The 25382-nt window shown below is 72.0% G+C and carries 21 protein-coding genes; 12 read left to right on the top strand and 9 right to left on the bottom strand.

Translation table 11 applies throughout. The annotated features are described in order from the left end of the window. Positions 1–15: 15 nt before the first annotated feature. The gene (locus ACFQRD_RS10570) at positions 16–1575 is read right to left on the bottom strand and encodes a hypothetical protein (RefSeq protein ID WP_377804210.1); all 1560 of its coding nucleotides are present in this window, start codon (positions 1573–1575) and stop codon (positions 16–18) included. Here ACFQRD_RS10570 and ACFQRD_RS10565 point away from each other — a divergent pair. The 3 genes from ACFQRD_RS10565 (at position 1558) to ACFQRD_RS10555 (ending at position 4318) form a co-directional block, all read left to right on the top strand. Beyond that, positions 1558–2367: a hypothetical protein gene (locus ACFQRD_RS10565; protein WP_377015866.1), complete on the top strand. Its 810-nt coding sequence runs from the start codon at positions 1558–1560 to the stop codon at positions 2365–2367. The two genes, ACFQRD_RS10570 and ACFQRD_RS10565, sit on opposite strands and share 18 nt — an antisense overlap. A gap of 218 nt (positions 2368–2585) precedes the next feature. After that, positions 2586–3485 carry a serine protein kinase RIO gene (locus tag ACFQRD_RS10560; RefSeq protein WP_377015864.1) on the top strand — a complete coding sequence of 300 codons (900 nt, stop codon included), beginning with the start codon at positions 2586–2588 and terminating at the stop codon, positions 3483–3485. Continuing rightward, the gene (locus tag ACFQRD_RS10555) at positions 3482–4318 is read left to right on the top strand and encodes a nucleotidyltransferase domain-containing protein (RefSeq protein ID WP_377015862.1); all 837 of its coding nucleotides are present in this window, start codon (positions 3482–3484) and stop codon (positions 4316–4318) included. The genes ACFQRD_RS10560 and ACFQRD_RS10555 overlap by 4 nt, the downstream gene beginning before the upstream one ends. Before the next feature lie 9 nt (positions 4319–4327). On the opposite strand, the gene ACFQRD_RS10550 is transcribed toward ACFQRD_RS10555, so the two are convergent. The 5 genes from ACFQRD_RS10550 to ACFQRD_RS10530 are packed head-to-tail and all read right to left on the bottom strand — an operon-like array spanning position 4328 to position 7472. Then, a complete protein-coding gene (locus ACFQRD_RS10550) occupies positions 4328–4831 on the bottom strand; it encodes a DUF1992 domain-containing protein (RefSeq protein WP_377015860.1) in 504 nt (167 codons plus the stop codon). Continuing rightward, the gene (locus tag ACFQRD_RS10545; protein WP_377015858.1) at positions 4831–5298 is read right to left on the bottom strand and encodes an SRPBCC family protein; all 468 of its coding nucleotides are present in this window, start codon (positions 5296–5298) and stop codon (positions 4831–4833) included. The genes ACFQRD_RS10550 and ACFQRD_RS10545 overlap by 1 nt, the downstream gene beginning before the upstream one ends. A gap of 17 nt (positions 5299–5315) precedes the next feature. After that, positions 5316–6356 carry a GNAT family N-acetyltransferase gene (locus ACFQRD_RS10540; protein WP_377804208.1) on the bottom strand — a complete coding sequence of 347 codons (1041 nt, stop codon included), beginning with the start codon at positions 6354–6356 and terminating at the stop codon, positions 5316–5318. Positions 6357–6402: 46 nt separating this feature from the next. Next, complete coding sequence (locus ACFQRD_RS10535; RefSeq protein ID WP_377015854.1) at positions 6403–6882, bottom strand: DUF1648 domain-containing protein; 480 nt, start codon at positions 6880–6882, stop codon at positions 6403–6405. Further along, entirely contained in the window at positions 6879–7472 is a 594-nt protein-coding gene (locus ACFQRD_RS10530) for an isochorismatase family protein (RefSeq protein WP_377804206.1), read from the bottom strand. The genes ACFQRD_RS10535 and ACFQRD_RS10530 overlap by 4 nt, the downstream gene beginning before the upstream one ends. A gap of 26 nt (positions 7473–7498) precedes the next feature. Here ACFQRD_RS10530 and ACFQRD_RS10525 point away from each other — a divergent pair, with 26 nt between their 5' ends. Continuing rightward, on the top strand, positions 7499–9613 hold the full coding sequence (locus ACFQRD_RS10525; protein ID WP_377015850.1) for an FAD-dependent oxidoreductase: 2115 nt from the start codon (positions 7499–7501) through the stop codon (positions 9611–9613). A gap of 32 nt (positions 9614–9645) precedes the next feature. Continuing rightward, positions 9646–10137 carry a nucleoside deaminase gene (locus ACFQRD_RS10520; protein WP_377015848.1) on the top strand — a complete coding sequence of 164 codons (492 nt, stop codon included), beginning with the start codon at positions 9646–9648 and terminating at the stop codon, positions 10135–10137. Between the two features lie 75 nt (positions 10138–10212). On the opposite strand, the gene ACFQRD_RS10515 is transcribed toward ACFQRD_RS10520, so the two are convergent. Then, complete coding sequence (locus ACFQRD_RS10515; protein ID WP_377804204.1) at positions 10213–12150, bottom strand: penicillin-binding transpeptidase domain-containing protein; 1938 nt, start codon at positions 12148–12150, stop codon at positions 10213–10215. 77 nt (positions 12151–12227) lie between these two features. Between ACFQRD_RS10515 and ACFQRD_RS10510 the strand changes: the two genes are divergently transcribed. The 7 genes from ACFQRD_RS10510 (at position 12228) to ACFQRD_RS10480 (ending at position 23235) form a co-directional block, all read left to right on the top strand. Beyond that, positions 12228–13139 (top strand): PfkB family carbohydrate kinase, encoded by a 912-nt coding sequence (locus ACFQRD_RS10510; protein WP_377804202.1) that lies wholly within the window; start codon positions 12228–12230, stop codon positions 13137–13139. Positions 13140–13163: 24 nt separating this feature from the next. Next, entirely contained in the window at positions 13164–13661 is a 498-nt protein-coding gene (locus ACFQRD_RS10505) for a glutathione peroxidase (protein ID WP_377804200.1), read from the top strand. 66 nt (positions 13662–13727) lie between these two features. Beyond that, positions 13728–14885: an SPFH domain-containing protein gene (locus ACFQRD_RS10500; RefSeq protein WP_377015840.1), complete on the top strand. Its 1158-nt coding sequence runs from the start codon at positions 13728–13730 to the stop codon at positions 14883–14885. Positions 14886–15080: 195 nt separating this feature from the next. Further along, positions 15081–16166 (top strand): hypothetical protein, encoded by a 1086-nt coding sequence (locus tag ACFQRD_RS10495; RefSeq protein ID WP_377804198.1) that lies wholly within the window; start codon positions 15081–15083, stop codon positions 16164–16166. A gap of 118 nt (positions 16167–16284) precedes the next feature. Further along, on the top strand, positions 16285–19095 hold the full coding sequence (locus ACFQRD_RS10490; RefSeq protein WP_377804196.1) for a PD-(D/E)XK nuclease family protein: 2811 nt from the start codon (positions 16285–16287) through the stop codon (positions 19093–19095). Beyond that, on the top strand, positions 19092–22508 hold the full coding sequence (locus tag ACFQRD_RS10485) for a UvrD-helicase domain-containing protein (RefSeq protein WP_377804195.1): 3417 nt from the start codon (positions 19092–19094) through the stop codon (positions 22506–22508). Before ACFQRD_RS10490 ends, ACFQRD_RS10485 begins: the two co-directional genes overlap by 4 nt. Before the next feature lie 100 nt (positions 22509–22608). After that, entirely contained in the window at positions 22609–23235 is a 627-nt protein-coding gene (locus ACFQRD_RS10480) for a nucleoside/nucleotide kinase family protein (RefSeq protein ID WP_377804226.1), read from the top strand. Positions 23236–23528: 293 nt separating this feature from the next. On the opposite strand, the gene ACFQRD_RS10475 is transcribed toward ACFQRD_RS10480, so the two are convergent. Both ACFQRD_RS10475 and ACFQRD_RS10470 read right to left on the bottom strand, forming a co-directional pair. Continuing rightward, complete coding sequence (locus ACFQRD_RS10475; RefSeq protein WP_377804194.1) at positions 23529–24026, bottom strand: FBP domain-containing protein; 498 nt, start codon at positions 24024–24026, stop codon at positions 23529–23531. Positions 24027–24487: 461 nt separating this feature from the next. Next, the gene (locus ACFQRD_RS10470; RefSeq protein WP_377804193.1) at positions 24488–25375 is read right to left on the bottom strand and encodes an aldo/keto reductase; all 888 of its coding nucleotides are present in this window, start codon (positions 25373–25375) and stop codon (positions 24488–24490) included. Positions 25376–25382: the final 7 nt, after the last annotated feature.

Raw genomic sequence — 25382 nt, 5'->3', positions numbered from 1 at the left:
GCGCGGACCGCTCGGCTACTCGTTTTCACCGAGCACGTCCGCGCGAGCGCCGACGATGCGGTAGCCACGGGGGATGTCGGGGTCCTCGAGCAGGACGAGGACGTCTTCGCCGTCAGGAATCAGACTGACATCGGGATACCTGCCTTCCTCCGCAGGAAGCATCGTGGCGTTCCACGTCTCCCCCGCGTCCAAGCTCGCCCACACGCACGCCCCGACGCCGACCTCCGGGGCCTTCTCGTTCTCGGCGGCGGGCCGATCTATCCACCCGCCCGAGAGCATTGCACCACCGCCGAGGTCGAGAGGAAGTCCCCTGTCCTCGATATCGGTGGACCGATAGTTCTCGGAGATCGAGCCATCGGCTGCCACCGTGGCCACTGACCATCGGCTTCCCCAGCGGCTACGAACCATCGCGTTCCCCGCGACCACGGAGCTGCCGTAGAACGTCGAGCCGGCCGGCGCCCCGTCCACAGGGATGGGCGTCCAGCTCTGTCCCTGCAGAAGGAAGGTGCAGAGCCGCTGGGCATCGGATGCGTCGTACGAGGTACCGACCCCAATGATCTGACCGTCGACGACGGTGACGAACTGGACCCGCGCACCGTTGGCGGCCAGGTCCGGTACGGGGAACGCTGCGTCGAACGCCCCGACTCTCTCCCATGTGAGGCCGTCCTCGGAGCGGTAGACGACCGGCTCGATCTTCGACGCGGATCCGTCCCGCGGCACCCACGACGACAAGGGGAAGTAGTGGATCCCGTCCACACTGACGGCGTCGCCGATCTCGACGTTACCTTCGGGAATCTCGATGCCCGTAGGTTCCTGCCACGTGGTGCCATCGGTGCTCACGCGTACGTAGAGCGATGCGGCGTCGTCGGAAGACGGAGGAACGCCGGTGTAGAGCGTGATGCCGCCGCCGAGGTGATGGATGTATGCCTCACTGGGATCCTGCAGGCCGACGTCCGGGTCGTGCGGGCGAACGACCTCGTCGCCCTCGACACCGACGGGGAGCCGACCCTCGCGGTCCCCCCACGCGATTCTGCGGTCGTCGCGACGCAAGTACCCGGTATCCCAGGTGGACATGGCAACGATTCCGTCGGCGGAGCTGCCGGCCGAGAGCTGGAGCTCGCGCGTCGGGGCGTACGCGAGGCCCGCTGTGTAGCTCGGGTCGTCGCGCTTCTTCACGTACACGCACGCTTCGGTGCGCGCGATAGTGCCCTCCTCGTCGGCGACACAGCTGAAGATTCTCTCCGGCGAGTATGCGTCGACGTCGCTGATCGACCAGGCCCCGTCCGCCCCACGTCGAGCCGTGCGACAGTCGTCAGCGAAGTAGACGGCCAGCGAGATCGACGCATCGTCTGCTGCGACGACGGAGGATCCGAGTTCCAGGTCCGAGAAGTCCATCGGAGTCTCGGGGTCGAGATCGCCTCGAGTGTCGTGCTCGAATCCGTCGATGCCCCACGTCGGAAGGGGAATCTCCTCCTGCGCGAAGGACGATCCGTCTGTGCTCGACCAGGCGATCGGGCGACGGTACCTCTCCCCCTCCGCCCAGTCGGCGGGAATGAGATGGTCACCCATCACCACGAACGCGTCGCCCTGAACCTGCAGGTCCTCGGCGCCCGGACGCTGCGCCTTATCAGGCAAAGCCACAGGCTCGCTCCAGGTCGCACCGCCATCTGTCGAGGTGACGACGGCCGGTTCCCACGCCTCTGTTCCCACCTCGCGCATCACCAGGACGACGACGGTCTCCTCGATTCGCCGGACTGCTTCGGGCTGCCAGGTCTCACCATCGGGAACAGCGAGGGACTCCAGCTCCGTGACTCCCCCGTCCGCGGCTACCTCCCAGATCCGAATCCTGTGATCGCGAGGCAGGGCCATGACCAGCCCGCCGCCGACGACGGTGAAATCGGCATCGATGCCGTCGGCGAGCTCGACCGTCTCCCAGTCGGAGAGGTCGGTGGAGGTGCACATGGAATAGGCATAGACGTCCTCGATGATCCGACGCGAGTAGACCCTCACGCGTTCGCCGGATCCATCGACCCGAATCCCGGTGGCCGCGGGCTCCACGGGAACCTCGATTCCTTGCGGCTCGGCAATGGTCACGACGCTCACCTGAGCTTCGAGCGACTTCTCGCGGTGGACCAGCATGGCCAGCGGACGGTCGGCGGTCGGCGCGAGCCCCCATTCATTGATCCGGACGGGCTCCTCGGCGACGAGCTCCGAGGAGGTCGTCAGTGGCGCGAGGGTGACGCTCGCCCGAGGTTTCTCGACGAAGGGGAGCCAGCTCATATCCGCGTCGCACCCGGCGAGCGCGAACGGGGCGAGCAGGGCACTGGAGAGGAGGAGGGAACGACGGGTGGGGCGGAGCGGGGCTGAGAACGCAGGCACGCTGCCATCCAATCATCGCCGACCTCACAGATTGGGCAACTGTCCACAATCACCTGGACGTTAGCCCGACGGAAAATCACTCGCCCCTCATGGGTGTCCGCAATACCGTGGCCCCAGCTCCGGCCCGGAGCCCTGAGGGAAGGAGGAACTGATGGTTGTCGCCGTGCTGACCCCTGCCGTCCTTCCTACCCTCCAGGAGATCTGCCATGACCCCGTCCTTCGACCGGGACGACTTCTTCGCCAAGTCCCTTCTGACCGCCTACATCGCTGACCTCGACGAGGATCAGCGCTGGTCCACGTGGCCGGAGACCGCTCATACGCTGGATCGCGGCCCGCAGCCCTTCCCCGAGTGGGTCGTCCAGCACGACGGTGCGATCGACACCGAGCTGGGCATCCTCAAATCCGGCAAGGAGGCCGACGCCTTCCTGCTCGAGCGCGCCCTGCCCGAGGAGCACCGCACCGGCGCCGCCGGCGAGACGACCCTCATGGTCGCCAAGCGCTACCGCTCCCCCGAACACACCACATTCCACCGTTCCCACCAGTACACCGAGGGCCGTCGCACCAAGGATTCCCGCGAGGCCCGCGCCATCGCCAAGGGCACCGCGTTCGGCCGCCAGGTCGCGGCCGCGCAATGGGCCCGCACGGAGTTCGACGTGCTCGCCCGGCTGTGGTCCGCCGGCCTCCCGGTGCCCTTTCCCGTCCAGATCGTCGGCACGGAGGTGTGCATGGAGTTCATCGGCACCGATGACGAGCACGGCGCGGTCGCCGCCCCACGGTTGCAGGAGTGCCGGCCCACCCTCGAGGAAGCCGAACGCTGGGCGCGTCGGCTGCGAGACGTCGTGATCGACCTGGCCGAGCTGGGGCTGGTCCACGGCGACCTCTCCCCCTACAACGTCCTCGCCGACACCCGTCTCGCCGAGCCGGATCCGGTGGTGATCGACGTTCCGCAGGTCATCGACCTCGTCGCCAACCCGCACGGGAACGAGTTCCTGCGGCGGGACTGCGAGAACATGTGCACCTGGCTGCGAGCGCACGGAGCGCCGGCATCGGCCGCTGACCCGCAGGAGTGGTTCGAGGCCGCACAGCGCCGAGGAGGGCGACGATGATCAATGAGGACCGCCTGCGACGGGTCGCCGACGAGGTGACAGGAGTGCCCGGGATCGAGGCGGTCGTGCTCGGTGGCAGCCGCGCCCGCGGCACCCACCATGCCGGCTCCGACGTGGACCTCGGGCTCTATTACGAGGCGGCGACCCTCGATGTCGCGGCGCTGACCAGGGCGGCCCGTGGGGTCGTCGGCGCACCGGTCCAGGTCGCGGGGCCCGGTGGCTGGGGGCCGTGGGTGGACGGCGGCGCGTGGCTCGAGGTCGATGGGACGGCCGTCGACCTGATCCTGCGTCACGTGGAACGGGTGCGCGAGCAGCGTGACCGGGCGATCCGCGGCGAGATCGGATTCCACTGGCAGCTCGGCCATCCCCTGGGTTTCCTCGACGTCACCTATGCGGCGGAGATCGCCACCTGCCGCCCGTTGGCCGACCCCCGGCGCCTTGTGCCGCAACTGCGGGCGGGCCTGGACCCGTATCCTGCGCCGCTGCGGAAAGCGCTGCGAGAGAACCTGAGCAGTGCGGAGTTCCTCATGGGCGGTGTCGCAAAGGCGACCTCGCGCGGCGACGTCGGATACGTCCAGCTGTGCTGCGCCACCGCACTGATGTGGTGCGCTCTGTCCTGGCACGGAGAGGCCGACGTGTGGGTCACCAACGAGAAGGGTCTGATCCCGGCCGTCGCCTGGCTCCCACTGGACACGGGCGGCTTCGCGGAGAAGGCCAGTGCCGCGTTGGCTGCGATCGGCGCGGATCTCTCGGCCGACGGGCTCGCAGCGGCGGTCCGCGACGTGTCCGCGCTGGTCTCCGACACGCGCGAGACGCTGGCCGTGTCGGCCTGAGGCCCTCGGTCAGCTCCGGCCGAAGGGCCACCAGCGCCGGCGGGGCCGCGGCTTCTCCTCGGTCTCCGTCGGCTCCGGGGCCGGTCGGGCCGCGGCCGCGGCCTCGCGCAGCTCTCGCCAGCGCTTCGCGGCGTCCTCCGGGTACATCTCGGGCGCGATGGTGCGCTGCAGGGGATTCGCGCGCCGGTCGTCGTGGACGCGGCGCGTGTAGTCCTCCGCGTACTCGCGGGCGGCCTCCTCGGTGGGGAGCTCGGCGAGAGTCTCCTCGCGTCGTTCGAACTCTCGGCGCAGCAGCATGACCACCGGCAGCAGTGCGTCGCGGTCGATGTCCCCGTCCTGGACGCGCTGCCTGATCCACCAGTCCGGGTCGTGGGTGTCCGGCAGGTTCAGCGGCTTGCCGGCGCCTGGCAGGTCGTCGAAATCCCCACGGGCACGCGCCTGTTCGAGCGCGGATTCGACGCGGGCGACGTCCGGGGCCATCGGCGGCCGGCGGGGTCCGTCGGTCTCGCTCATCATCCCTCGCCCTCATCGACCAGCGAGGCCAGACGGTCGAGGGAGGCGCGCAACGAGTCCGCGGTGACGCCCTGCGCCGTGGACACGCGGTGCGGATCGCGCATGTCCGTCCAGTCGTAGGTGTGGATGACGCGCGTGCGATGCTCATCCACCGGCTCGAGGGACAGGGCCCAGATATGCCCTGGTGGATGTGTGCCCTCCTCGGCCGGCTTCCATGCGATCTCGCGGCCTTCCTCGAAGGCGACGACGTGGTTCTCGCGCACGGAGTCGATCGTCAATCTGGTGCGGAACACGTCGCCGACGCCGCGCACGCGCTGGCCGTCCGCGGCCTCGGCGAGGTTGTCGTTGGCGTCCCAGCGGGGCTGCTGGGCCGGGTCGGCGATCAGCTCGAAGAGCACGCTCGCGGGCGCCGCGATCACGCGTGAGACGCTGACGACGCGGTCTGCCTCTGCCCTTCCCTGGGTCATGTCCCTATCGTGCCACCTCAGAGCTGCGGGCGTCCCTGCAGGGCGATCTCGCGGTAGGCGACCTGGTACCCCAGCTTCTCGTTGATGGCGATCATCCACGGGTTCACGTGCGAGTTCCACGTGACCAGCGCCCGCACCTGCGGGGCGCGCTCGCGCAGCTGACGGTGGGTGGCGACCTTGAGCGCCAGTCCCAGTCGGTGCCCGCGATGCTCGGGCATCACCAGGGTGTTCTCCTGCCATGCCACGGTGGTGCGCGGGGACCGTTGGACGTGGATCTCGGAGTTGCCGACGAAGCTGCCGTCCGGGGCGACGGCGACCGCCAGGATCGGCCGCACCCCGATCTCGCGCAGCCGTTTCTCGATGATGCGGATCCGTTCCGGTGTGTACTCCGGCGCCTCATGCTCGACGTCCTCGTCCGGCTCGTCGAGCTCGAGCTGCCGCAGCAGCACCCCGTAGGCCTCGAGGTGCTGCTCGGGCACGCTCTCGTCCCACAGCTCGACCCGGTAGTCGCCCAGCTTCTCCTCGGCCTCCGCCTGCAGCCGGTCCAGCAGCTGCTCCTCCAGGGGCAGGGCGAGGGTGCGGCAGACGGCGACGTTCTTACGCGTGATGCCCAACCGCGCGGCCAGGCGGTTGACGGGCTGGGCGGGGTCGTCGACGTCCCCGTCGGCCGGGATCTCCCCGTAGGCCTCCACCAGGCTGCGCCCGGACTCCCGGATCGCGGGGATCAGCGCCTCCTCGAGCAGGGCCGTGGCGACGCCGTGACCGCGGAAGGCGGGGTGCACGGCGACGGCGACGGAGATCGTCTCGAGGTTCTCCTGCTGCGGCAGGTAGACCGAGGCACGGCCGACGATCGTCTCGCCACCCTCCATCAGCTCGGTCACGGCGACCCAGCGCCGGGTGCGGTAGTACGGGGAGTCCTGCAGCGAGGCCCTGCGCTGCTGGACCGTGAACGCCTCGCTGCCGCCGTAGTTGGCCTCGTCCAGGGCTTCGTCCAGCGCGTTGTACTGGACGAGGTCGACGTGGGAGAGAGCCTCCAGGGGCCGGATCGAGAAGCGCATGGAGAAAAGTGGACCACACGCGATCCGTGCAGGTCGACGTAAATTCTCAGCGGACGCGGACCATCCGGATGATGCCCGTCACCACGGCGATCACCGTCACCACCAGACCGACCACGAGCGCCGGCCGGCCGGCACCTCCGGTGACGGACAGAATGATGCCGAGGTAGATCGACTGGAGTCCCAGAAGGATCACGACGAGAAGCCGTTCACCCTCGCGATAGAGGCGCTGAGCGTTCTGCTCGGTCACCGCTATCGGATAGTTCAGCAGCCGAGGCCGCGTCGAGAGCCAGGCGATGAGCGCGGACAGCACGATCATCACGCCGGCGAGCACCAGCACGCTCACCTTGCTGCCGTGCTCATCAGGGTTGCCCTGGGCCCCGAAGTGCGTCGGGACTGTATCCGGGAGGGAGGGATAACGGACCAGGACCCAGCCGGTCAATGCCGCGGTGATCAGCAGTGCGACGCCGCGCAGGACCCGCACTGCCGCCCCGGCGGCCTCGGTCCGTGCCGGCCGCGGGGACGTCACGCGAGCTGCACCCCGGCCTCCGCGAGCTCCGCCTCGAGCTGCTCGTTGCCGGCGGGGTGCACGGCGGCGGTGAGACGGCGCAGGACCCGCACCGGGGCGCCGGTGGCGACCGCACCGAGGGCGGTGGCGCGCACGCAGAAGTCGTAGGCCAGGCCCACCACGTCGACCTGATCCCAGTCGCCGGATCCGATCAGCTGCTGCACACTCTCCTCGGTCCCGACGGTGGCGCCCTCGAGGGCGCTGTAGGAGGGGATGCCGTACCCCTTGCGGGCGATCTCGATGCGGCCCACTTCAGCGACCAGTGCCTCGATCTCGGGATGGAACTCGGCACCGCGGGTGCCGGCCACGCAGTGCACGGGCCAGGTCTCGGAGAAGTCGGGCTCGGCCGGCGGGGTCGCGAAGTGGCCGCCGTTGTCGGTGTCGCCGCGGTGCCAGTCCTGGGTGGCGAGGATCCGGTCGTAGTCGGCGGCGTGCTCGCGCACGAACTCGGCGGTCCGGACCGCGACCGCGGAACCGCCGTCCACGGCGAGCGCGCCGCCCTCGCAGAAGTCGTTCTGGACGTCGACGATGATCAGCAGTCTCCGGCTCATGCGGCCCAGCCTGGCACAATCGCCGCATGTCCGCGCCGCTTCCCCGCCCGACCGTCGGCCCTCCCTCGCCCACCGCGCTGTCGAGGCTGCTCTCGCCGCTGGACCTGGGGCGCTTCGAGGTGCGCAACCGGATCGTCATGGGGTCCATGCACGTCGGCCTCGAGGATCAGCCGCGGGAGGCGAAGAAGCTTGCGGCCTACCTCGGCGAGCGCGCCCGGGGCGGAGCGGGACTGATCGTCACCGGCGGCTACTCCCCGGACCGCACCGGCCGGCTCACGCCGCGCGGCGCCCAGGCCGACGCCCGCACGCTGCGGGCCCACGATGTCATCACCCGCGAGGTCCATGAGGCCGACGGGCGGATCATCCTGCAGCTGCTGCACGCGGGCCGGTACGCCTTCCATCCGCTGGCGGCCTCCGCCCACGCCGGCCGCTCCCCCATCTCCCCGTTCCGCTCGCGCCGCCTGACCCGCCGCGGCGTCGGCCGCACCGTGGAGCACTTCGCCGCCGCCGCCCACCGGGCGGTCGAGGCCGGGTACGACGGGGTCGAGATCATGGGCTCGGAGGGATACCTGCTGAACCAGTTCCTGGTCCCCGCCACGAATCGGCGCCGCGACCGCTGGGGCCGTGGGCCCGAGGGCCGACGGGCACTGCCGCTGGCGATCGCGGCCGCGGTGCGCGAGGCGATCGGGGACGACGCCCTGCTCAGCTACCGCATCTCGCTGCTGGACCTGGTGCCGGACGGGCAGACGTGGGAGGAGACCGTCGCCCTGGCCCGTGGCCTGACCGAGCGCGGCGTGGATGTGCTCTCGACCGGCATCGGCTGGCACGAGGCCCGCGTGCCCACCGTCGTCACCTCGGTCCCGCGGGCCGCCTTCGCCGAGCAGACCGGGATGCTGCGCGAGGCGGTCGACGCGCCCGTGATCGCCTCGAACCGGATCCACGACCCGGCGGTCGCCGAGCGCGTGCTGGCCGAGGGCCGGGCGGACCTGATCTCCATGGCGCGGCCGCTGCTCGCCGATCCGCAGCTGCCGGCGAAGCTGGCCGACGGCCGCGCCTCGCAGGTGGTCGCCTGCATCTCCTGCAACCAGGCCTGCCTGGACAAGGTGTTCGAGGGCAAGCGGGCCAGCTGCCTGGTCAACCCGCGCGCCGGCCACGAGACCGAGCTGGAGCTGACTCCGGTGATCCAGCGCCGCGCCCGCAAGGTGGCCGTCGTCGGCGCCGGGCCCGCCGGGCTCGAGGCGGCCGTGACCGCCGCCCAGCGCGGCCATGTGGTCACCCTGTTCGAGGCCACCGAGGAGATCGGCGGGCAGCTGCGACTGGCCGCCCGCATCCCCGGCAAGGAGGACTACGCCCAGGCCCTGCAGTCCTGGCGGATGCGGCTGGCCGCGGCCGGCGTGGGGATCCGGCTCGGGACCCGGCCGTCGGCCCGGGACCTGACGGGCTTCCACGATGTCGTCGTCGCCACCGGGGTCGAGCCGCGCGTGGTGGACCTGCCCGGCTTCGCCCCGGGCAGCTCCGAGGGCGGGCCGGACGTGGTCAGCTACGCCGATCTGCTCGAGGGCCGCGCCGAGGCCGGCGAGCGGGTCGCGATCATCGGTGCCGGCGGTATCGGCGTGGACGTCGCGGAGTTCCTCTCCTCCCCGCGCCCGTCGCCGACGCTGGATGCTGCGGCATGGAAAGCGCATTGGGGCATCGTCGATCCCGATCAGCAGCGCGGAGGGGTGGTGCCGCGCCGGCGCGACGGAGACGGTGATCCGGCCGACGGGCGGCTGGCCCGCGAGATCCACCTGCTCCAGCGCAAGCAGACCCGGATCGGGGCGAGCCTGGGGCGGACGACCGGCTGGGTCCACCGCGCCGAGCTGCGCCGGGCCGGGGTGATCCAGCATCGCGGCGTCTCCTACCGGCGGATCGATGCCGACGGGCTGCACCTCGTGGAGGACGGCGAGGAGCAGGTCCTGGAGGTGGACACCGTGGTGGTCTGCGCGGGGCAGATCAGCGTGGACGAGTTGGCCGGCGAGGTCCGCGAGGCCCGGCGGGGTCGCACGCCCCGGGTCCACGTGATCGGCGGGGCCGACCTCGCCGTCGAGCTCGACGCGGAGCGCGCCATCCGCCAGGCGGTCGAGGTCGCGGTGGCCATCTGAGGGGATTGCGCATCTGAGGGGATACTGGCCACATGAACCCTCCCAGCACCCTCACGCCGTACGACGAGGAACTGCTCGCCCGCGCCGTCGACCTGGCGAGCGCGAACGTCGCTTCCGGAGGCGGCCCCTTCGGAGCGGTGGTCCGCACCGCCGACGGCCGCCTCGTCGACGGCACGAACCGGGTGACCGCGACGCTCGATCCCACCGCGCACGCCGAGGTGATGGCGATCCGGGCCGCCTGCCAGGAGCTCGGCACGTTCGAGCTGACCGGCGCGGTGCTCTACGCGAGCTGCGAGCCGTGCCCGATGTGCCTGGCCTCGGCGCTGTGGGCCCGCGTGGACCGGGTCGTGTTCGCCGCCGATCGGGCCGACGCCGCTCGCGCGGGCTTCGATGACGCCGCGTTCTACGAGTTCTTCGAATCGCCCGGCCACCGCGCCCTGCTGCCGACGGAGCAGAGCCGTCCCGCGCAGGCGCTCGAGCCGTTCGAAGCGTGGCAAGCACTCGAGGACCGCACCGAGTACTGAGGCTAGGTCTCGGGGTCACGAAGTCTCGGGCTCCGGGACCGCCGACGCCCTGGTCTCGGGGTGCTGAGGTCGCGATCAGCTCGCCTGGGCGCCCTCGAGCACTTCGCGGGCGATCGGGCCGGCGGTGACCGAGCCGTAGCTGCCGTCCTCGACGAAGGCGGCGACGACCAGGTCGCCCTGGGCGACGATGACCCACGAGTGCAGCGCCAGATCACCGTTCTCGTCGGTGTACTCGGCCGTGCCCGTCTTGCCGATGACCGGGTCGCCGGGCATGTCCGCGAAGTCGTCGAGGCTGCCGTCGGTGACGACGCCGCGCAGCAGTTCCTGCATCTGGGACGTCTCGTCCTCGGTCAGCGGAGTCGGCACCTCGGCCGGGGCGGAGTCGTCGTCGGCGAGGATGCGGGGGCTGACGGTACTGCCGTTCTGTACGCTGGCCAGCACGGTCGCCATCGCCAGCGGCGAGGTCAGCACGCGGCCCTGGCCCATCATCGCGGCGGCGTGCTCGGTGCCGGTGTCCTCCGGGTCGATCGAGCCCATGAACGCCTCCAGGCCGTCGGGGGCCTCCTGGCCGATGCCGAGGGTGGTCGCGGCGTCGGCCAGCGAGCTCTGGTCGACGGTGTCGTACTGCAGCAGCATCGCCGTGTTGCAGGAGTGGGCGATCGCCTGGCGCAGCGGCATCGACCCGAACAGGTCCGGCGAGAGCGAGTCGGCGTTCTTGAAGCTGCGGCCCTCCACGGTGGCCGTCTCGGGGCACTCGACGGTGGAGTCCGGGGTGAGCCCGGCGCGCAGCAGCGACAGGGCGGTGACCGTCTTGAACGTCGATCCGGGCGCGTACTGGCCCACCAGGCCGATCGGGTATTCCTGGCCCGTCGGGCCCAGCGCGGAGGCGAGGACGTCCCCGGTCGAGGGCTGCATCGCGATCACCGCGCTGGGGGCGTCCTCGTCGGCGATGGCGTCGGTGGCCAGGCGCTGCAGGTCATCGTCGAGCGTGGTGGCCACGTCGGCGCCGTCGGTCGGTTCGACGCTGTGCAGGGAGCGCTCGCTGCCCGCCTCGGAGTCGACGGCGACGACGTCCACGCCGGGTGTGCCGACCAGTTCGTCGTGGCGAGCGGAGACGACGCCGCCGGTGGCCACGTAGTCGCCGGCCTCGATCTCCCCGTCGGAGCCGTCGATGTCCTCCTTGGTGGCCTCCCGCAGGGAACCGAGCACGCCCGGGGCGTAGTCGCGCTCGGCCGCCAGCGGCTGGCTCTGCTCGAGGGCGCGATAGCCGGTGATGTCCTCCGCTTCGCCGAGGGGGTAGTTCCCCTCGTCCTCGGCGCGGATGGTCAGTGCGGGCACGAAGGCGTCGTCCCCGTAGTCGGCGACCTTCTGGGCGTAGTTGTCGGCGTTGATGCCGAGCAGTCCGGCGAGGTCCCGCGCGGTGGCCTCCGGGTCCGCGCCGTCCAGGAGCGTCTTGTCCAGGCCGAGCACGCGGACATCGCGGGGACCGTAGAGGTCGGTGCCCTCGCGGTCGGTGACGGTGCCCATGGTCGGCTGGAGGGTCTTCGCCTCCAGGTGCTCGGTGGCGGTCAGGCCCGGGGCATACGTCTCCGGGCCGAGGTCCGCGGCCCAGCCCTCGCCAGTGCGCTCGAGGGTGGCCTCGGTGGTGTAGCTCCAGGTCCCGGCCTCGTGCGGGAGTGTCCAGGTCCACTCCAGGGTGGCGGTGCGGGTCCCGTCCTCGGCGGTACCGGGATCGGTGAGCTCGACCTGCGGCGGGGCGTCGGTGGCCTCCAGCAGCGGCCCGAGGATGCGCTCGTGCTCCTCCGCGGCGGCGGCCGGGTCGTCGCCGGTCAGCGGGACGTCGGCGAAGTCGCCCGCGGGCAGCGCCGCGGCCAGGGCGCGCGCCTCCTCCTCGCCGCTGCCGAAGCGGTCGCGCCACAGGATGACGGCGAGCACGAGGGCGGCGATCACGGCGACGGCGAGGGCGATGAGCAGCGGCGCCCGACGACGGGAGCGGGTAGGTGAGGCGTCCATGGTCGTATCGTCCAGCTTCCGGCGCCGTCCGTCCACACGGGCCACGCCGCGGACACTGCGCCGCCTACACTCACCCCATGGCCCGCGTGCTGCACACCGCCCAGGCGCTCGTCGACGTCGTCGTCGAGGTGGACGAGCTGCCCCCGCGCGGCGGCAACGCCAACGCCCGCAGCGAGCACCACTACGCCGGGGGCGCGGTGACCACGCTGGTCGCCGCCGCTCGCACCGGTGCCGAGGCGGTCCACGGCGGCGCGCACGGCGTCGGCCCCCATGGCGACCTGATCCGCCGGGCACTGGCGGCCGACGGGGTGGCGCTGTCCGACGAGCCGCGCCGGAGCCAGGACACCGGCCACTGCCTGGTGCTGCTGGAACCGTCGGCCGAACGCACCTTCGTGACCGTCTACGGCGCGGAGCGGGAGATCACCGCGCAGTCACTGGGAACGCTCGCGCCAAGGCCGGGCGACCTGCTGTGCCTGTCGGGGTACAGCCTGTTCGAACCCACTCGGGAACCGCTGCTGGAATTCCTGGAGACCGTGCCCGCGGGCGTGGAGGTGGTTCTCGACCCCGGCGCGCCGTTTTCGACGTTCCCGCGCGAGGTGCAGGAGCGCGTGCTCGCGCGCACCACCGTGTGGACGTCCAACGCCGAGGAAGCCCGGGGCCTGACCGGGCTCGACGCCCTGGAGGACACCCCGGAGGCGCTGCGGCGGCGCATCGGCTCGCAGTGCGTCGTGGTGGTGCGGGACGGCGCGCGCGGCTGCATCGTCTTCCACCACGGCCGGGGCACCGAGATCCCCGCCTTCCCCCGCACCCCCGTCGACACCAACGGCGCCGGCGACACCCACACCGGGGTGCTGCTGGCCGAGCGTGCCCGCGGCGCCGACTGGGAGTCCGCCGCCACCCGCGCGAACGCCGCCGCCGCGATCGCCGTGACCCGGAGGGGACCGCAGAGCGCCCCCACCCGGGACGAGGTCGACGCGTTCCTGTCCTGAGCCCCGCCCGCCTACGATGATCCGATGGGCACCCACGACGCGTCGACGTTCCACGACTTCCGGGCGCGGACCATCGACGGCGAATGCCGTGAGATGAGCGAGTACCGCGGGCAGCTGGTGCTGGTGGTCAACACCGCCACCGAGTGCGCCTTCACCCCGCAGCTGCAGGGCCTGCAGTGCCTCCACGACCGCTTCGGCGAGCACGGCTTCACGGTCCTCGGCTTCCCGTCGGACCAGTTCCACCAGGACCCCGGCACCGATGCGGAGACCCGGGAGTTCTGCACCTCCACCTACGACGTCACCTTCCCGCTGTTCTCCAAGGTCGACGTCAACGGCCCCGACGCGCACCCGCTGTGGCAGTGGATCCGCCAGCAGAAGGCGGGCGTGATGGGCGGCCGGATCGCCTGGAACTTCACGAAGTTCCTCGTCGCACCCGACGGCAGCGTTCTGCGCCGCTACGCCCCGCCGGTGCCGCCGGTGCGCATCGCCCGGCGGATCGAGATGGAGCTCGGCCTGCGCTGAGGCACGGTGCGAACGCCCAGGTTGGTAACCTGGGCCACAACACCATCCCTCGTGAAAGGGGAACCCATGGAAGGCGTCATCATCTTCCTCGTCCTGGCCGTCGGCGTCATCATCGCCCTGGCCATCATCGCGGCGCTGCTGTTCGGCGGCCTGCGCACCTCGTTGATGTTCACGGTGCACTCCCGTGAAGCGGTCATCGTCGAGCGCTTCGGGAAGTTCCGCCGCGTCGCGCACGCCGGCCTGAACTTCAAGGCGCCCTTCATCGACAACATCACCAAGCCGATCTCGCTGCGCGTCCAGCAGCTCGAGGTCAACATCGAGTCCAAGACCAAGGACAACGTGTTCGTCACCGTCCCGGTGGCGGTGCAGTACGTGATCAAGGAAGAACAGGTCGTCGACGCGTACTACAAGCTGTCCAACCCCGAGGCGCAGATCCGCTCCTACGTGTTCGACACCGTGCGCTCGGCCCTGTCCAGCCTCGAGCTGGACGCCGCGTTCGAGTCGAAGGACGACATCGCCTACAGCGTCGAGCAGACCCTGTCGGCCCGCATGCAGGAGTTCGGCTTCAACATCATCAACACCCTGGTCCAGGACATCTCCCCGGACCAGCGGGTGCGCGATTCGATGAACTCCATCAACGCCGCCCAGCGTGACCGGGTCGCCGCGCAGTCCCTGGCCGAGGCCGACAAGATCAAGCGCGTCACCCAGGCCCAGGCCGAGGCCGAGTCCAAGCGCCTCCAGGGTGAGGGCGTGGCCGGTCAGCGCAAGGCGATCGCCCTCGGTATCGCCGAGCAGTACGAGATGCTGCGCAAGGTGGGCATCGAGAACTCGGCCGAGCAGCTGCTGCTGATGACCCAGTACTTCGACACCATGCAGGACGTGGCCCGCAACGGCCGCTCCAACGTGCTCTACCTGCCCTCGAACCCGGGCGCGGTGGGCAATATGGGCGAGGAGATCCGCACCGCGATGCTGCAGTCCCAGGCCGCGGCGCAGGCCGATCAGGACGCCGATGTCGCCGACGCCGCGAACCGCGAGCGGATCTCGGCCGATCAGCTGCGCGAGCAGGAGCAGGCCCGCGCCGAACGCGCTCGCAGCGAGGCCGAGCGCCGCGCCCGCGAGGCCCAGAACCAGGCTCGCCGCGCGGCCGAGCAGGCGCAGGACTCCGGCTACCCCGGTGGCGACCAGCCGCCGTGGGCGCACCCGGGGTCCGCGAACCAGGGCTGACCCACTCTCCGGCAGGGCCCGGGACGCTGCATGCGTCCCGGGCCCTCTGTGTCCGGGCCGTGCTGCGCGGGCCGCGCTGCGTCCGGGCCCTCCATCGAAAGTCGAAGCCGGCCGGTGCCCGATGCCGACTGCCGACGGTCCGCGCCGCACCCGTCGGCAGATGACGTGCGCACCTGGGGGCGATGAGATGCAGGCATGACCGCTCCCGCTGCTGAGACCACGACCCCTCCCCTCGACTCCTCCCCGGCCGACGGCGGCGACTACTCGGCCGAGAAGCGCATCGGCCGGCTCGCCGTCATCACACTGGGCTGGTGGGCGCACGGCGGCGTGCGCTTCCTGCTGGCCGCCGCGATGCTGTACTACGGCTTCGCGAAGCTGGTCCTGGGCCAGTTCGGCGTCGCCGACGCGGGCGACGCCCTCATCACCCAGGGCGAGATGAGCCCGATGGGGATGCTGTGGCGGATGGTCGCCTTCTCCCCGCTGTTCCAGGTCCTGGCCGGGCTCGCCGAGTTCGGCGCCGCCATCGCCCTGCTGTGGCGCCGCTCCGTGCCGCTGGGTGCCGTCATCGCCGCCGGTTCGATGGCCCTGGTGTTCGTGCTGAACCTCGGCTACGACGTGCCGGTCAAGCAGATCTCGCTGGCACTGCTGATCATGGCGCTGATCGTGCTGATCCCCTGGATGCCGCGGCTGGCCCGGGCTTTCGTCGGGCGTGGGGAGGTCCCGCGCGGCCCCCTGCCCACCCTGATCCCGTGGCGTCCCCTGGCCCGGGTCACCGACATCCTGGGACCGATCGCCGCTCTCGGTCTGGTGGCGCTGATCGGGTACGGGGTGAGCCAGATGTACCCCCAGCGCACCACCGACGAGTCCGCGCCGGCCGGGGTATGGAGCGTCCAGGAGGACACCGCCGAGCCCGCCGTCCAGCTCGCCGATGACGACCGCTGGAGCCGGGTGGCCTTCGGCTCGACGCTGTACGGGGACGCCGCCCAGGCCCAGCTGCGACTGGCCAGCGGCGACCTTTTGACCGGTCAGTACCGGCGCACCGGGGACACCGCCGTCGAGCTCGAGCTGCGGCCGCTGCGGGAGCCCGGCCATTCGGTGGCCGACTATGCGGACACCGAGCCCCGGACCCTCACCCTGGGCGTCGAGGAACGGGCCGACGGGACGCTGCACGTCACCGGCGACGGCGTGGACCTCGTGCTCGCCCCGGATCCCTCCGGGTCGATGCTGTACGACCGCGGCTTCAGCTGGGGCATCCGCCCGGACGACCCGTTCAACCGGTGAGCACCCGCCGCTGATCGGCCCCGGCCGGGTCGCGCGCTGAACCGTCGGCCCGCTCCTCTACTGTGGAACCGCACGCGCCGGCCCGGGCGTGCGAGGAGCCGAGGAGCAGGAAGCCCAGATGCAGATCGAGTTCGGCTGGTCCCTGGACAACGCCGCCTGGGCGGACGGCTCGGCGGCGACGGGGACGGTGCGGATGGGGCCGCGCTCGCTGGTCCACCTGCTGCAGACGCGGCTCGCGCTGACCCGCCCGGACGTCCACCCGGCGGTGCGCATCGCGCAGTACTCCCGGGCGATCGCCGCCGCCGATCACCCCTGGCCGCGCGCCTCCTTCGCCGCGGACCCGTGGGCGACCTCGGCGACCCTGCTGACCTGGCGCGACGCCGCCGTGGCGGCCGGGGCCGAGCTCCGGGACCATTCCGAACTGCCTGCGCGCATCGATGCCCTGCGCAGCATCGAGGAGCAGATCCGCGGGGCCGACGGGTCCGCGAGCGGGGGCCCCGCTCTCGCCCTCTCCCCCGGTGCGTCCGACGATCTGCGCGAGCTCGTCGACCTGCTCGAGTCCGTGGTGGCGAGCGGATCGCCGTGGCCGCTGGGCATCGAGATCATCCGCTGCCACGAGGATCCGCAGCGGCTGCCCGGGCTGTGGGGACGCCTGCTGACGCTGCTGGAAGCCGCGGGCGTCGCCCTGGTGCGACCGGATCCCGGTTCCGGTGCCGGCGACGCGGGCCGACCGGAGCTGGTCATCGTCGAGGCGGAGGACGAGTGGGCGGCCGCCGAGACCGCCGCCCGGTACCTCGCCGGCCGCGCGGCCGAGCCCGCTCCCGTCGGCAGCGCCCCGTCACTGCAGGTCCTCGCCACCGCGGACACCGTCCTCCTGGACCAGGAGCTGCATCGTCGCGGCCAGGCGGCTCTCGGGGTCGCCGAGCCGTCGGCCGATCGCACCGCCCTGCAGATCCTCCCCCTCTACCTCTCGATCGCCATCGCCCCCGTGGACGTGCAGCAGCTCGCGGCCTTCCTCGATCTGCGGGTGCTCGATGCGCCCGAGGACGATCGCGACCCCATCGGCCTCGTCCCGCGGCCCGTGCGACGCGGCTTCCTGGACGCGCTCGCCCAGGAGCCCGGCACCGGCGGCCCCGCCTGGAACGCCGTGCTCCAGCAGCTCGCCGCCGACGTCCAGGGGGCCGGCCCCGAGGAGCGGCCCCGGGCCGAGACCGCCCTGGCCACCGCACAGTCACTCTCCGACCTGGTCACCTCGCCCCTGCAGCCCGAGACGCTGACCCCGGCCCGGCTGCGCGAGGTGACTGCGTGGCTTCAGACGCGGCTGCGCAGCCTCGGCCAGGGCGATGCCGACCTGCTGCGCGCCTCGGCGCATCTCGCGGTCTTCCACGACGTGCTGGACACGCTCCCCGCCAGCCATGTCCTGGGCCGCCGCGAAATCGCCCAGATCCTCGAGGCCGCCGGCGGCCGCGCCGCCTCCCCCTTCGCCCGGCCGGAGGCCACCGCCGCGTGGTGCACCTGCACCCGGCCCTCCCAGCTGCTCCCGCGCGGCGGGGACGTGCTGTGGTGGGGAGCCGATCGCCACGATGCCGCCACCGGCGTGACCTGGGACGATGCCGAGGTGGGTGCGCTGGTGGACCTGGGGGCGCGCATCCTGGACCCGGCCCACGTGGCCGCCCTGGAGACCGAGGCCGGCCTGCGCGGGCTCTCCGGCACCGACCGCCTCGTCGTCGTGCGCACCCGTACCCGCGCGCAGAAGGCCACCGCCCCGGCCTCTCTCCTCGCCCACCTCGCGGCGGAGCGGGCCGGGCGGGCCGGGCACGGCGAGGATGTCGCCGCGGTGCTGTCCCGCCACACGCACGCGCCCGCCGATGCCATCGGCCACGGGGTCTGGGAACTCGCCGGGGCGCGCCGCGAGCTCACCATGCCCGCCCGGACCCGGCCCCCGCAGCTGCCCGGGACGCTGACCAAGCACGCCGGCCCCGCGCCGCACCTGCTGCCGCGCTCCCTGTCGTACTCCCAGGCGGAGAACCTGCTGGGCTGCCGGCAGAAATGGACCTACCGCTCCGGGCTGGGGATCCGCCCCGCCTCGGTCTCCAGCGTGCCCACCGGGAACCAGATGATCGGAACCCTGGTGCACGCGGTGGTCGAGGATCTCGTGGACACCGCCCGAGCCGCGGGCCGGATGGGCCCGCCCACCGGCGAGGAGATCGGCGCCGCGTTCGACGCCAAGGTCCCCCAGCTCGCCTCGGAGCTGCTGCTGCCCGGCCGCGAGGTCGAGCTGACCACCACCCGCGAGAACGCCGTCACCTCCCTGCAGGAGTTCTTCGCCCGGCTGGTCGAGGCGGGGCTGACCATAACGTCGGTCGAGTCGAGGTTCGAGGAGACTCTCACCCTGCATCTGCGCAGCGGTGACGTGGACGTCCCGTTCACGGGCTTCCGCGACGTGGTCGCCGAGGACTCCGCGGGCCGGCCCACGGTGATCGACCTGAAGTGGACGGCCGCCGCCACCAAGTACCCCGATCTGTTCGAGACCGGCGAAGCGCTGCAGCTGGCCTCCTACGCCTGGTCGCTGCACCGCGAGGATGCCGACGTCGGCTACTACCTGCTCAAGCAGGGCGAGTTCGTCTCCGCCAACCCGGCGCTGGACCCCCACGGCCGGCCGACGCTCGACATCGACGCCGCCTGGTCCACGACCACGACCGGCATCACCGAGGCGCTGGACGCGATCCGCGCCGGCGAGGTCGACGCCGCCTCCGGACAGATCCTGCTCGATGCCGGCCAGGATCTCGCCACCGCGCGCACGACCGCCAAGAAGACCTACGAGAAGGCCCGGGAGGCCGCCCGCGCCGACGGCGGGATCGTGGTCGACGCCCGCTGCGACTTCTGCGACTTCGCCCTGCTGTGCGGGCTGAGAGGCGACGACTCATGAGCTTCACCCTGATCAATGCCTCCGCCGGCTCCGGCAAGACGTACACGCTGACCCGCGCGCTCGCCCAGCGCATCGCCGCGGGCCTGGATCCCTCCCAGGTCATCGCGACCACCTTCACCGTCAAGGCGGCCGACGAGCTCGCCCAGCGCGTGCGCTCCACCCTGCTGGACCGGGGCCAGATCGAGGCGGCGCGAGGCATCGACAGCGCCCTGCTGGGCACGGTGAACTCGGTGGCCGGCCGCCTCGTGACGGAGTACGCGCTGGACGCCGGGATCTCCCCGGACGTCGAGGTCCTGGACCAGACCACGCAGAAGGCCGCGTTCTCCGCCGCCATCGCCCGCACGGCCGCCGTGGCCGGGGCCCGCTGGGCGGCGATGCTCGCGCGCACCGAGCACGACGGCGACGAGAACGACACCGGATTCGGGGTGCGCAAGCAGGCCTGGCGCGGCCGGGTGAAGGACGTCGCCGACGCCGCCCGCACCAACCTCCTCGGCGCCGAGGAGCTGCGCGCCGTCGCCCCGGCCTCGTGGGAGGAGTTCCGGGCCTCGGCCGGGCTGCCGGAGCCCGGCGAGGACCTCCGCCCCCGCTGGCTGCACCGGCTGGGGCAGTGCCTGGAGGACCTCGAGGCGGACCTGACCGCCTCCGTCGGCCCCGACGGCGAGCCCGTGCGCGGCGGGCCCATCGCAGCGCGCAGCGTCCCCGGGGCCCGCAGTGACCTCGAGGCGCTGCGGACGCTGCAGCGCCGGCTCGCCGATCAGGACCGTGCGCCGTGGTCGAGTTGGCTGAAGCTCGCCCGCGGCGCCGAGACCGATGCGAAGGGGAAGTCCCGCGGAGCCTTCCGCGCGCCGGCGAACCAGGCGCTTCTGCCGCTGTCGATCGAGATCTCGGAGACCTTCGCCCAGAACCCTGCCTGGCAGCAGGACCTCCGGGATCTGATCACGCTGATCCTGGAGACCGCGGCGGAGTCCCTGGAGGCCTACGAGGACTACAAGCGCGAGCTGGGCCTGATCGACTTCATCGACCAGGAGGTGCGCGCCCTGCGCCTGCTCCAGGAGTCCCCGCGCGTGCGCGCCTCCGTCGCCTCGAGGTTCCGCCTGCTCGCGGTCGACGAGTTCCAGGACACCTCCCCCATCCAGCTCGCCCTGTTCCTCGAGCTCTCCCAGCTGATCGAGGAGAAGATCTGGGTGGGTGATCCCAAGCAGGCCATCTACGGGTTCCGCGACGCCGACCCGCGTCTGATGGGCGACATCATCGCCGCCCTCGAGGGCGGCGGCACCGTGTTCGGGCAGGGCACGGTCGAGAACCTGTCCCACTCCTGGCGTTCCCAGGAGCTGCTGGTGCGGCTGACCAACGCCGTGTTCACCCCCGTCTTCGCACCCGACGGCGGGGACACCTCGCGCATCACCCTGTCGATTCCGCCGGCCCGCGCGGCCAGCGCCGGCGATGGCGCCCTCGAGGTGTGGGAGGCCAGGAAGCAGCGCCGAGGAGTGCTCGGGGCCGACAAGCACGCCGCGATGATCGCCGAACAGATCCGCCGCCGGATCGAGGACGGCACCTTCACCCCCGCCAGCACAGCGGTCCTGGTGCGCAGCAACGCTCAGCGCAACGCCGTCGTCGCCGCCCTGCAGAGACGCGGTGTGCCCACCGCCGGTGCCGCCCATCCCCTGCTGGCCACCCGCGAGGCGCAGCTGGTGCGCGCGGCCCTGGCCGTCACGCTCGACGGCAGCGACACGCTCGCCCTGACCGAGCTGGTCACCCTGCTCGAGGACCACGCTGCCCATGACAGCTGGTTCCGCGACCTGATGGCCGCTCCCGACGCGGAGGCGCGCCGGGCGGTCTTCGCCACCTGGTGGAACGACGACTCCCTCGCCGGTCTGCGCGAGGTGCGGCGGGCCTGCATCGGCTTCACTCCCGCCGAGATGATCAGCGCCCTGATCGACGCCCTCGACCTGCCCCAGCGACTGAAGAGCTGGACCGAGCAGGGCTCGCGCCGCCGCACCCTGGATGCCCTGCGATCGCTGGCCGAGGAGACCACCGCCCGGCGCCGCGCCGAGGGCTCTCCGGTGACCCTGACGGGCCTGCGGGCAGATCTGGACGCCTGGGAGGAGGGCCCCGATCTCTCCGGGCTGCCCGACGCGGTCTGGGTGGGCACCATCCACGGTGCGAAGGGCCTGGAATGGGACCACGTCGTCACCTACCTGGCCGCTTCCGAGAAGGAGCGCGACCACGCCCACGGCGTGCTGGTCTCGACCCCGGGCGACATCGACGTGACCTCCCCGCCGGCCGGCCGCACCTTGCGCTTCTGGCCCGAGGTCCCCGCTCCGCAGGAGATCGCCGAGAATCTGGCGGCCTCCGAGTTCGCCACCCGCCGCGCGAGGGCGGAGGCCGAGGAGGCGGGCCGCCTGCACTACGTCGCCCTCACCCGCGCCGCCCGTACCGCGGTGCTGGCCGTCCCCGGTCCGGCGACGGTGCTGGACGGGCTCGTGCCGCCGCAGGCCGCGGCGGCAGCCTCACCCTCTGCCTCCGCTTCCGGTGGCGCAGCAGGAGGCTCCGGCGCAGACTCAGCTGGGGCAGCCGGAGTTGCTGGGGAAGCTGGGGGAGCCGGGACAGCTACCGTCGGTGAGCCGGCGCAGCTGGTGCGCTGGTCCGACGACGCCATCACGGTCCTCGGCACGGCGGACCCGCTGCCCGCTCGTGTGACCCGGGTCGACATCGACGAGCTCATGGATACCGTGCCCGCGAAACTGCCGCCCGGGGAGGACCCGCTGGCCGCGACCGATGTGCCCCTGCGGCCCGAGCAGACCGCCGCAGCAGGTGTCGTGCACTCCGCCGCGCGCTTCCAGGCCTCGGCCACAGACTCGGCCGACACCCTCGGCGAGGTGACCCCACCCCGGTCCATCGGCCCCGCTCTGGTCTCCGGCGGCGGCCCGCAGTGGGAACGGGTCGGCGAGGCGGTCCACGCGTACCTGGCCCTGCCGCTCGCGGCGCTCTCTGCCGAGCAGCGCGAGGCGGCCGCCGAGCGGCTGCTGGAGCGCTGGTCCGTGACCCGCACCGTCGGCCCATCGGTGCTGCTCGAGGCCGGTGCCTCCTGGGCCGCGTTCCTCGCCGCCGAGTTCCCCGGCGCCGTGCAGCTCACCGAGCAGCCCATCACCTGGTGGAACGAGGACGCGCAGGTGATGGAGGGCTGGATCGACACCCTGCTGCGACTTCCCGACGGTGACGTCGCCCTCGTCGACCACAAGAGCTACCCCGGCACGGACCCGGTCGCTCACGTGCGCGAGCAGTACCTCGGCCAGATGTCCACCTACTCCCGCGCCCTCACCGCAGCCGGCACCCGGCCCCAGCGCATCCTCATCCACCTGCCCCTGCGCGGTGAGATCGTGGAGGTGATGCTGCATGAGCACGCCCGCTGACCGCGGCAGGTCCGCTGACCGTGGCAAGCCCGCCGTCCGCAGCGAGCCAACTACCCGCGCCAGACCAGCAGAAGGCGGCGGAGGGCCGCCCGTGCTGTCGATGGAGGAGGCGACGGCCCGCGCGCTGACACTGCTCGATGAGGCGATGCGGTCCGGGACGCGCCGTCTGCTCGGCATCGCCGGGGCACCCGGCGCCGGGAAGTCCACGCTCACGGATGTGCTGACCGAACAGCTGCCCGCCAGGTCCTGCATCGTCGTCCCCATGGACGGCTTCCATCTGGCGGACGTCGCGCTCGAGCGACTGGGCAGGCTGGAGCGCAAGGGCGCCCCGGACACCTTCGACGCCGCCGGCTACGTGGCGCTGCTGCAGCGGCTGCGCACCGCGCGTCGGCAGGATCCGCCGGTGTGGGCGCCGATGTTCGAACGCGACCTCGAGCAGCCCCTGGCCGGAGCGATCGAGGTTGCCGGCCACGTGCCGCTGGTGATCACCGAGGGCAACTACCTCCTGGCCGACGATGCCTTCGCCCATGTGCGCACGATGCTCGATGCCCGCTGGTTCGTGGAGACGCCCGACGATCAGCGCCACGCACGCCTGATCGCCCGCCACGAACGGTTCGGCAAGAGCCCCGCCCGGGCCCGCGACTGGGCGCTGGGGCCGGACGAGGCCAATGCCCGCCTGGTCGCCGCCACGCGGGACCGGGCCGATGCCGTCGTGCGCTGCGGCTGACCGGGCCTGCCGATCAGCGCCCGCCAGCGCTCGCCGAGCCACGAGCCCGGTCCTGCCCGAGCCAGTTGTCCAGCACGTTCCGGTCAGTCTCCCCACGCCCGCCGGAGCACCCCCTCTGAGTGGCCGTTAAGGGCACCTCAAAGCGGCCTCACAGCGGGGGTGCTCGACGTGGAGCGGCCCCACAACGGGGGTGCTCGACGTGGAGCGGCCCCACAACGAGGATGCTCGGGATGGGGGCACGTCGGTGCCGGCCCTGGCAACGGCTCCGCGGCGTGCGCTGCGGCTGACGCCGGTCAGCGGGTGCGCACGGAGCGCACGAACGCTGCCGAGCGCTCCTGCAGCCCCGCGATCTTCTGCTCGCGGTAGTACTCCAGCAGTGCCGGGTCCTCGGTGCGGATCTCGACCGGGGTCGGCGCCCGTCGCACGTTCTTCGAGCAGCGGAAGTCCGCGCAGATTGCGGTGCCGATGGAGTTGCCGCGCCGGCCGGAGTCCCCGGCGAGCGGGGCCACGAAGGACGCGGCGTGGAGGCCGTCGATGACGTCCTCGCACCACGCGCACAGCATCTTGCGGGTGGGAGCGGTGTCGTTGCCGCGCAGCAACAGGCAGGCCACGGAGTCGTCGACCTCGAGGGCGACGTAGTGCAGACGGGGCCGCTTGGCGTCCTGCCAGCCGAGGTAGTCCAGCTGGTCCCACCGGACCTGGGCGAGGTCGGGCAGGCTCGCCCGCTTGGCGTCGCCCTTGCTGGCGTTGACGAAGGAGCTGCGGATCTGGGATTCGGTCAGGGGGTTCATGGGTGCGTCCTCACGACGGGCGCGCGGGACCGCCCCGTACTCGGACGGGTGTCCCTGCGCGCGGGAGAGTGTTCAGGTGAGCGTCGTGGTGGCGTGCGGGCACGCCGAGGTCACACCGAGCAGGCCGCGTGGGCCGCCCCGCTTCCTGCATGCGTCGTGGGCATGCTGTGCTCCTCTCCCGTCATGGACGCGGACACGCTACGCCCGGCGTGGGCAGCCGGCAACCCGATTGAGGCGCGCATCGCCCCGCCAGGGCCGGTAATTTCCGTTGCTGCTGCCCGCCACGGGTCGACACCGCCGTCGTTGTCGTTATGGCGTACGCATAGCGACCACTACGGCGGTGTCGGCGCCAGGGTCACACGGACAATCCCCGGGACCAGGCGATGATCTCGCCGGGATCAGACGGACATCCCCCGGGATCAGGCAAGCATCCCTGGGGATCAGACGGACGCTCCCCGGGGTCAGGCGATGATCTCGCCGAGCTCGGCGAGATCGGTGTCGGTGAGCTCGAGCGTCATGGCGCGCGCGGAATCGACGATGGACTCCGGGCGGCCCGCGCCAGGGATCGGGACCACGTGCTCGCCGAGGGAGAGCTCCCAGGCGAGGACGACCTGCTGCGGGCTGACGGCGTGGGCCTCGGCGATGCGCTGGATCTGCGGGAGCCGCTCCCCCACGGCGCGGGCGCCGCCGCCGGTGCCGCCCAGCGGCGACCACGGGACGAAGGCGATCCCGTGCTCACCGCAGTGGCGCAGCTCGCCGGCGCTGGTATGGAAGAACGTGGGCGAGAACTGGTTCTGCACGGCGGCGAGACCGCCGTCGCCGAGCACCTCGCGGGCCACGTCGATCTCCTCGACGTTGGCGTTGGAGATACCGATCTCGCGGATTAGGCCCTCCTCGCGCAGGGCGGCCAGGGCCTCGACGCCCTCGGCGTAGCGGATGCTGCGGTCGGGCCGGTGCCAGTAGTAGAGGTCGACGCTGTCGGTGCCCAGGGCGTTCAGCGACTTCTCCAGCGCGGAGCGGAGGTAGGCGGCGGAGCCGTCGCGGCCACTGACCTCGCCCTCGCTGCGGGTGATGCCGCCCTTGGTGGCCAGGGTGATCGCGGAGCTGTCCCCACTCCAGGAGCCCAGGGCCTCGGCGACCAGCTTCTCGTTGTGGCCCATCGTGTCCCAGCTGGGGGCGTAGATGTCCGCGGTGTCGATGAGGGTGATCCCGGCGTCGAGGGCGGCGTGGATGGTCGCGATCGCCTGCTCGTGCGGGACGGGCTCGGAGCGGCCGAAGGAGACGGGCATGGCGCCCAGTCCGAGGGCGGAGACGGTCAGGGATCCGATGCGGCGCGTGGGTGCAGTCATGGGAGGA

The sequence above is a fragment of the Brachybacterium sp. GCM10030268 genome (assembly GCF_042666305.1).
In the GTDB taxonomy this organism is placed as follows: Bacteria; Actinomycetota; Actinomycetes; order Actinomycetales; family Dermabacteraceae; genus Brachybacterium.
The sequence above is the reverse complement of the archived record's forward strand: the minus strand, read 5'-3'. Positions and strand labels throughout refer to the sequence as shown.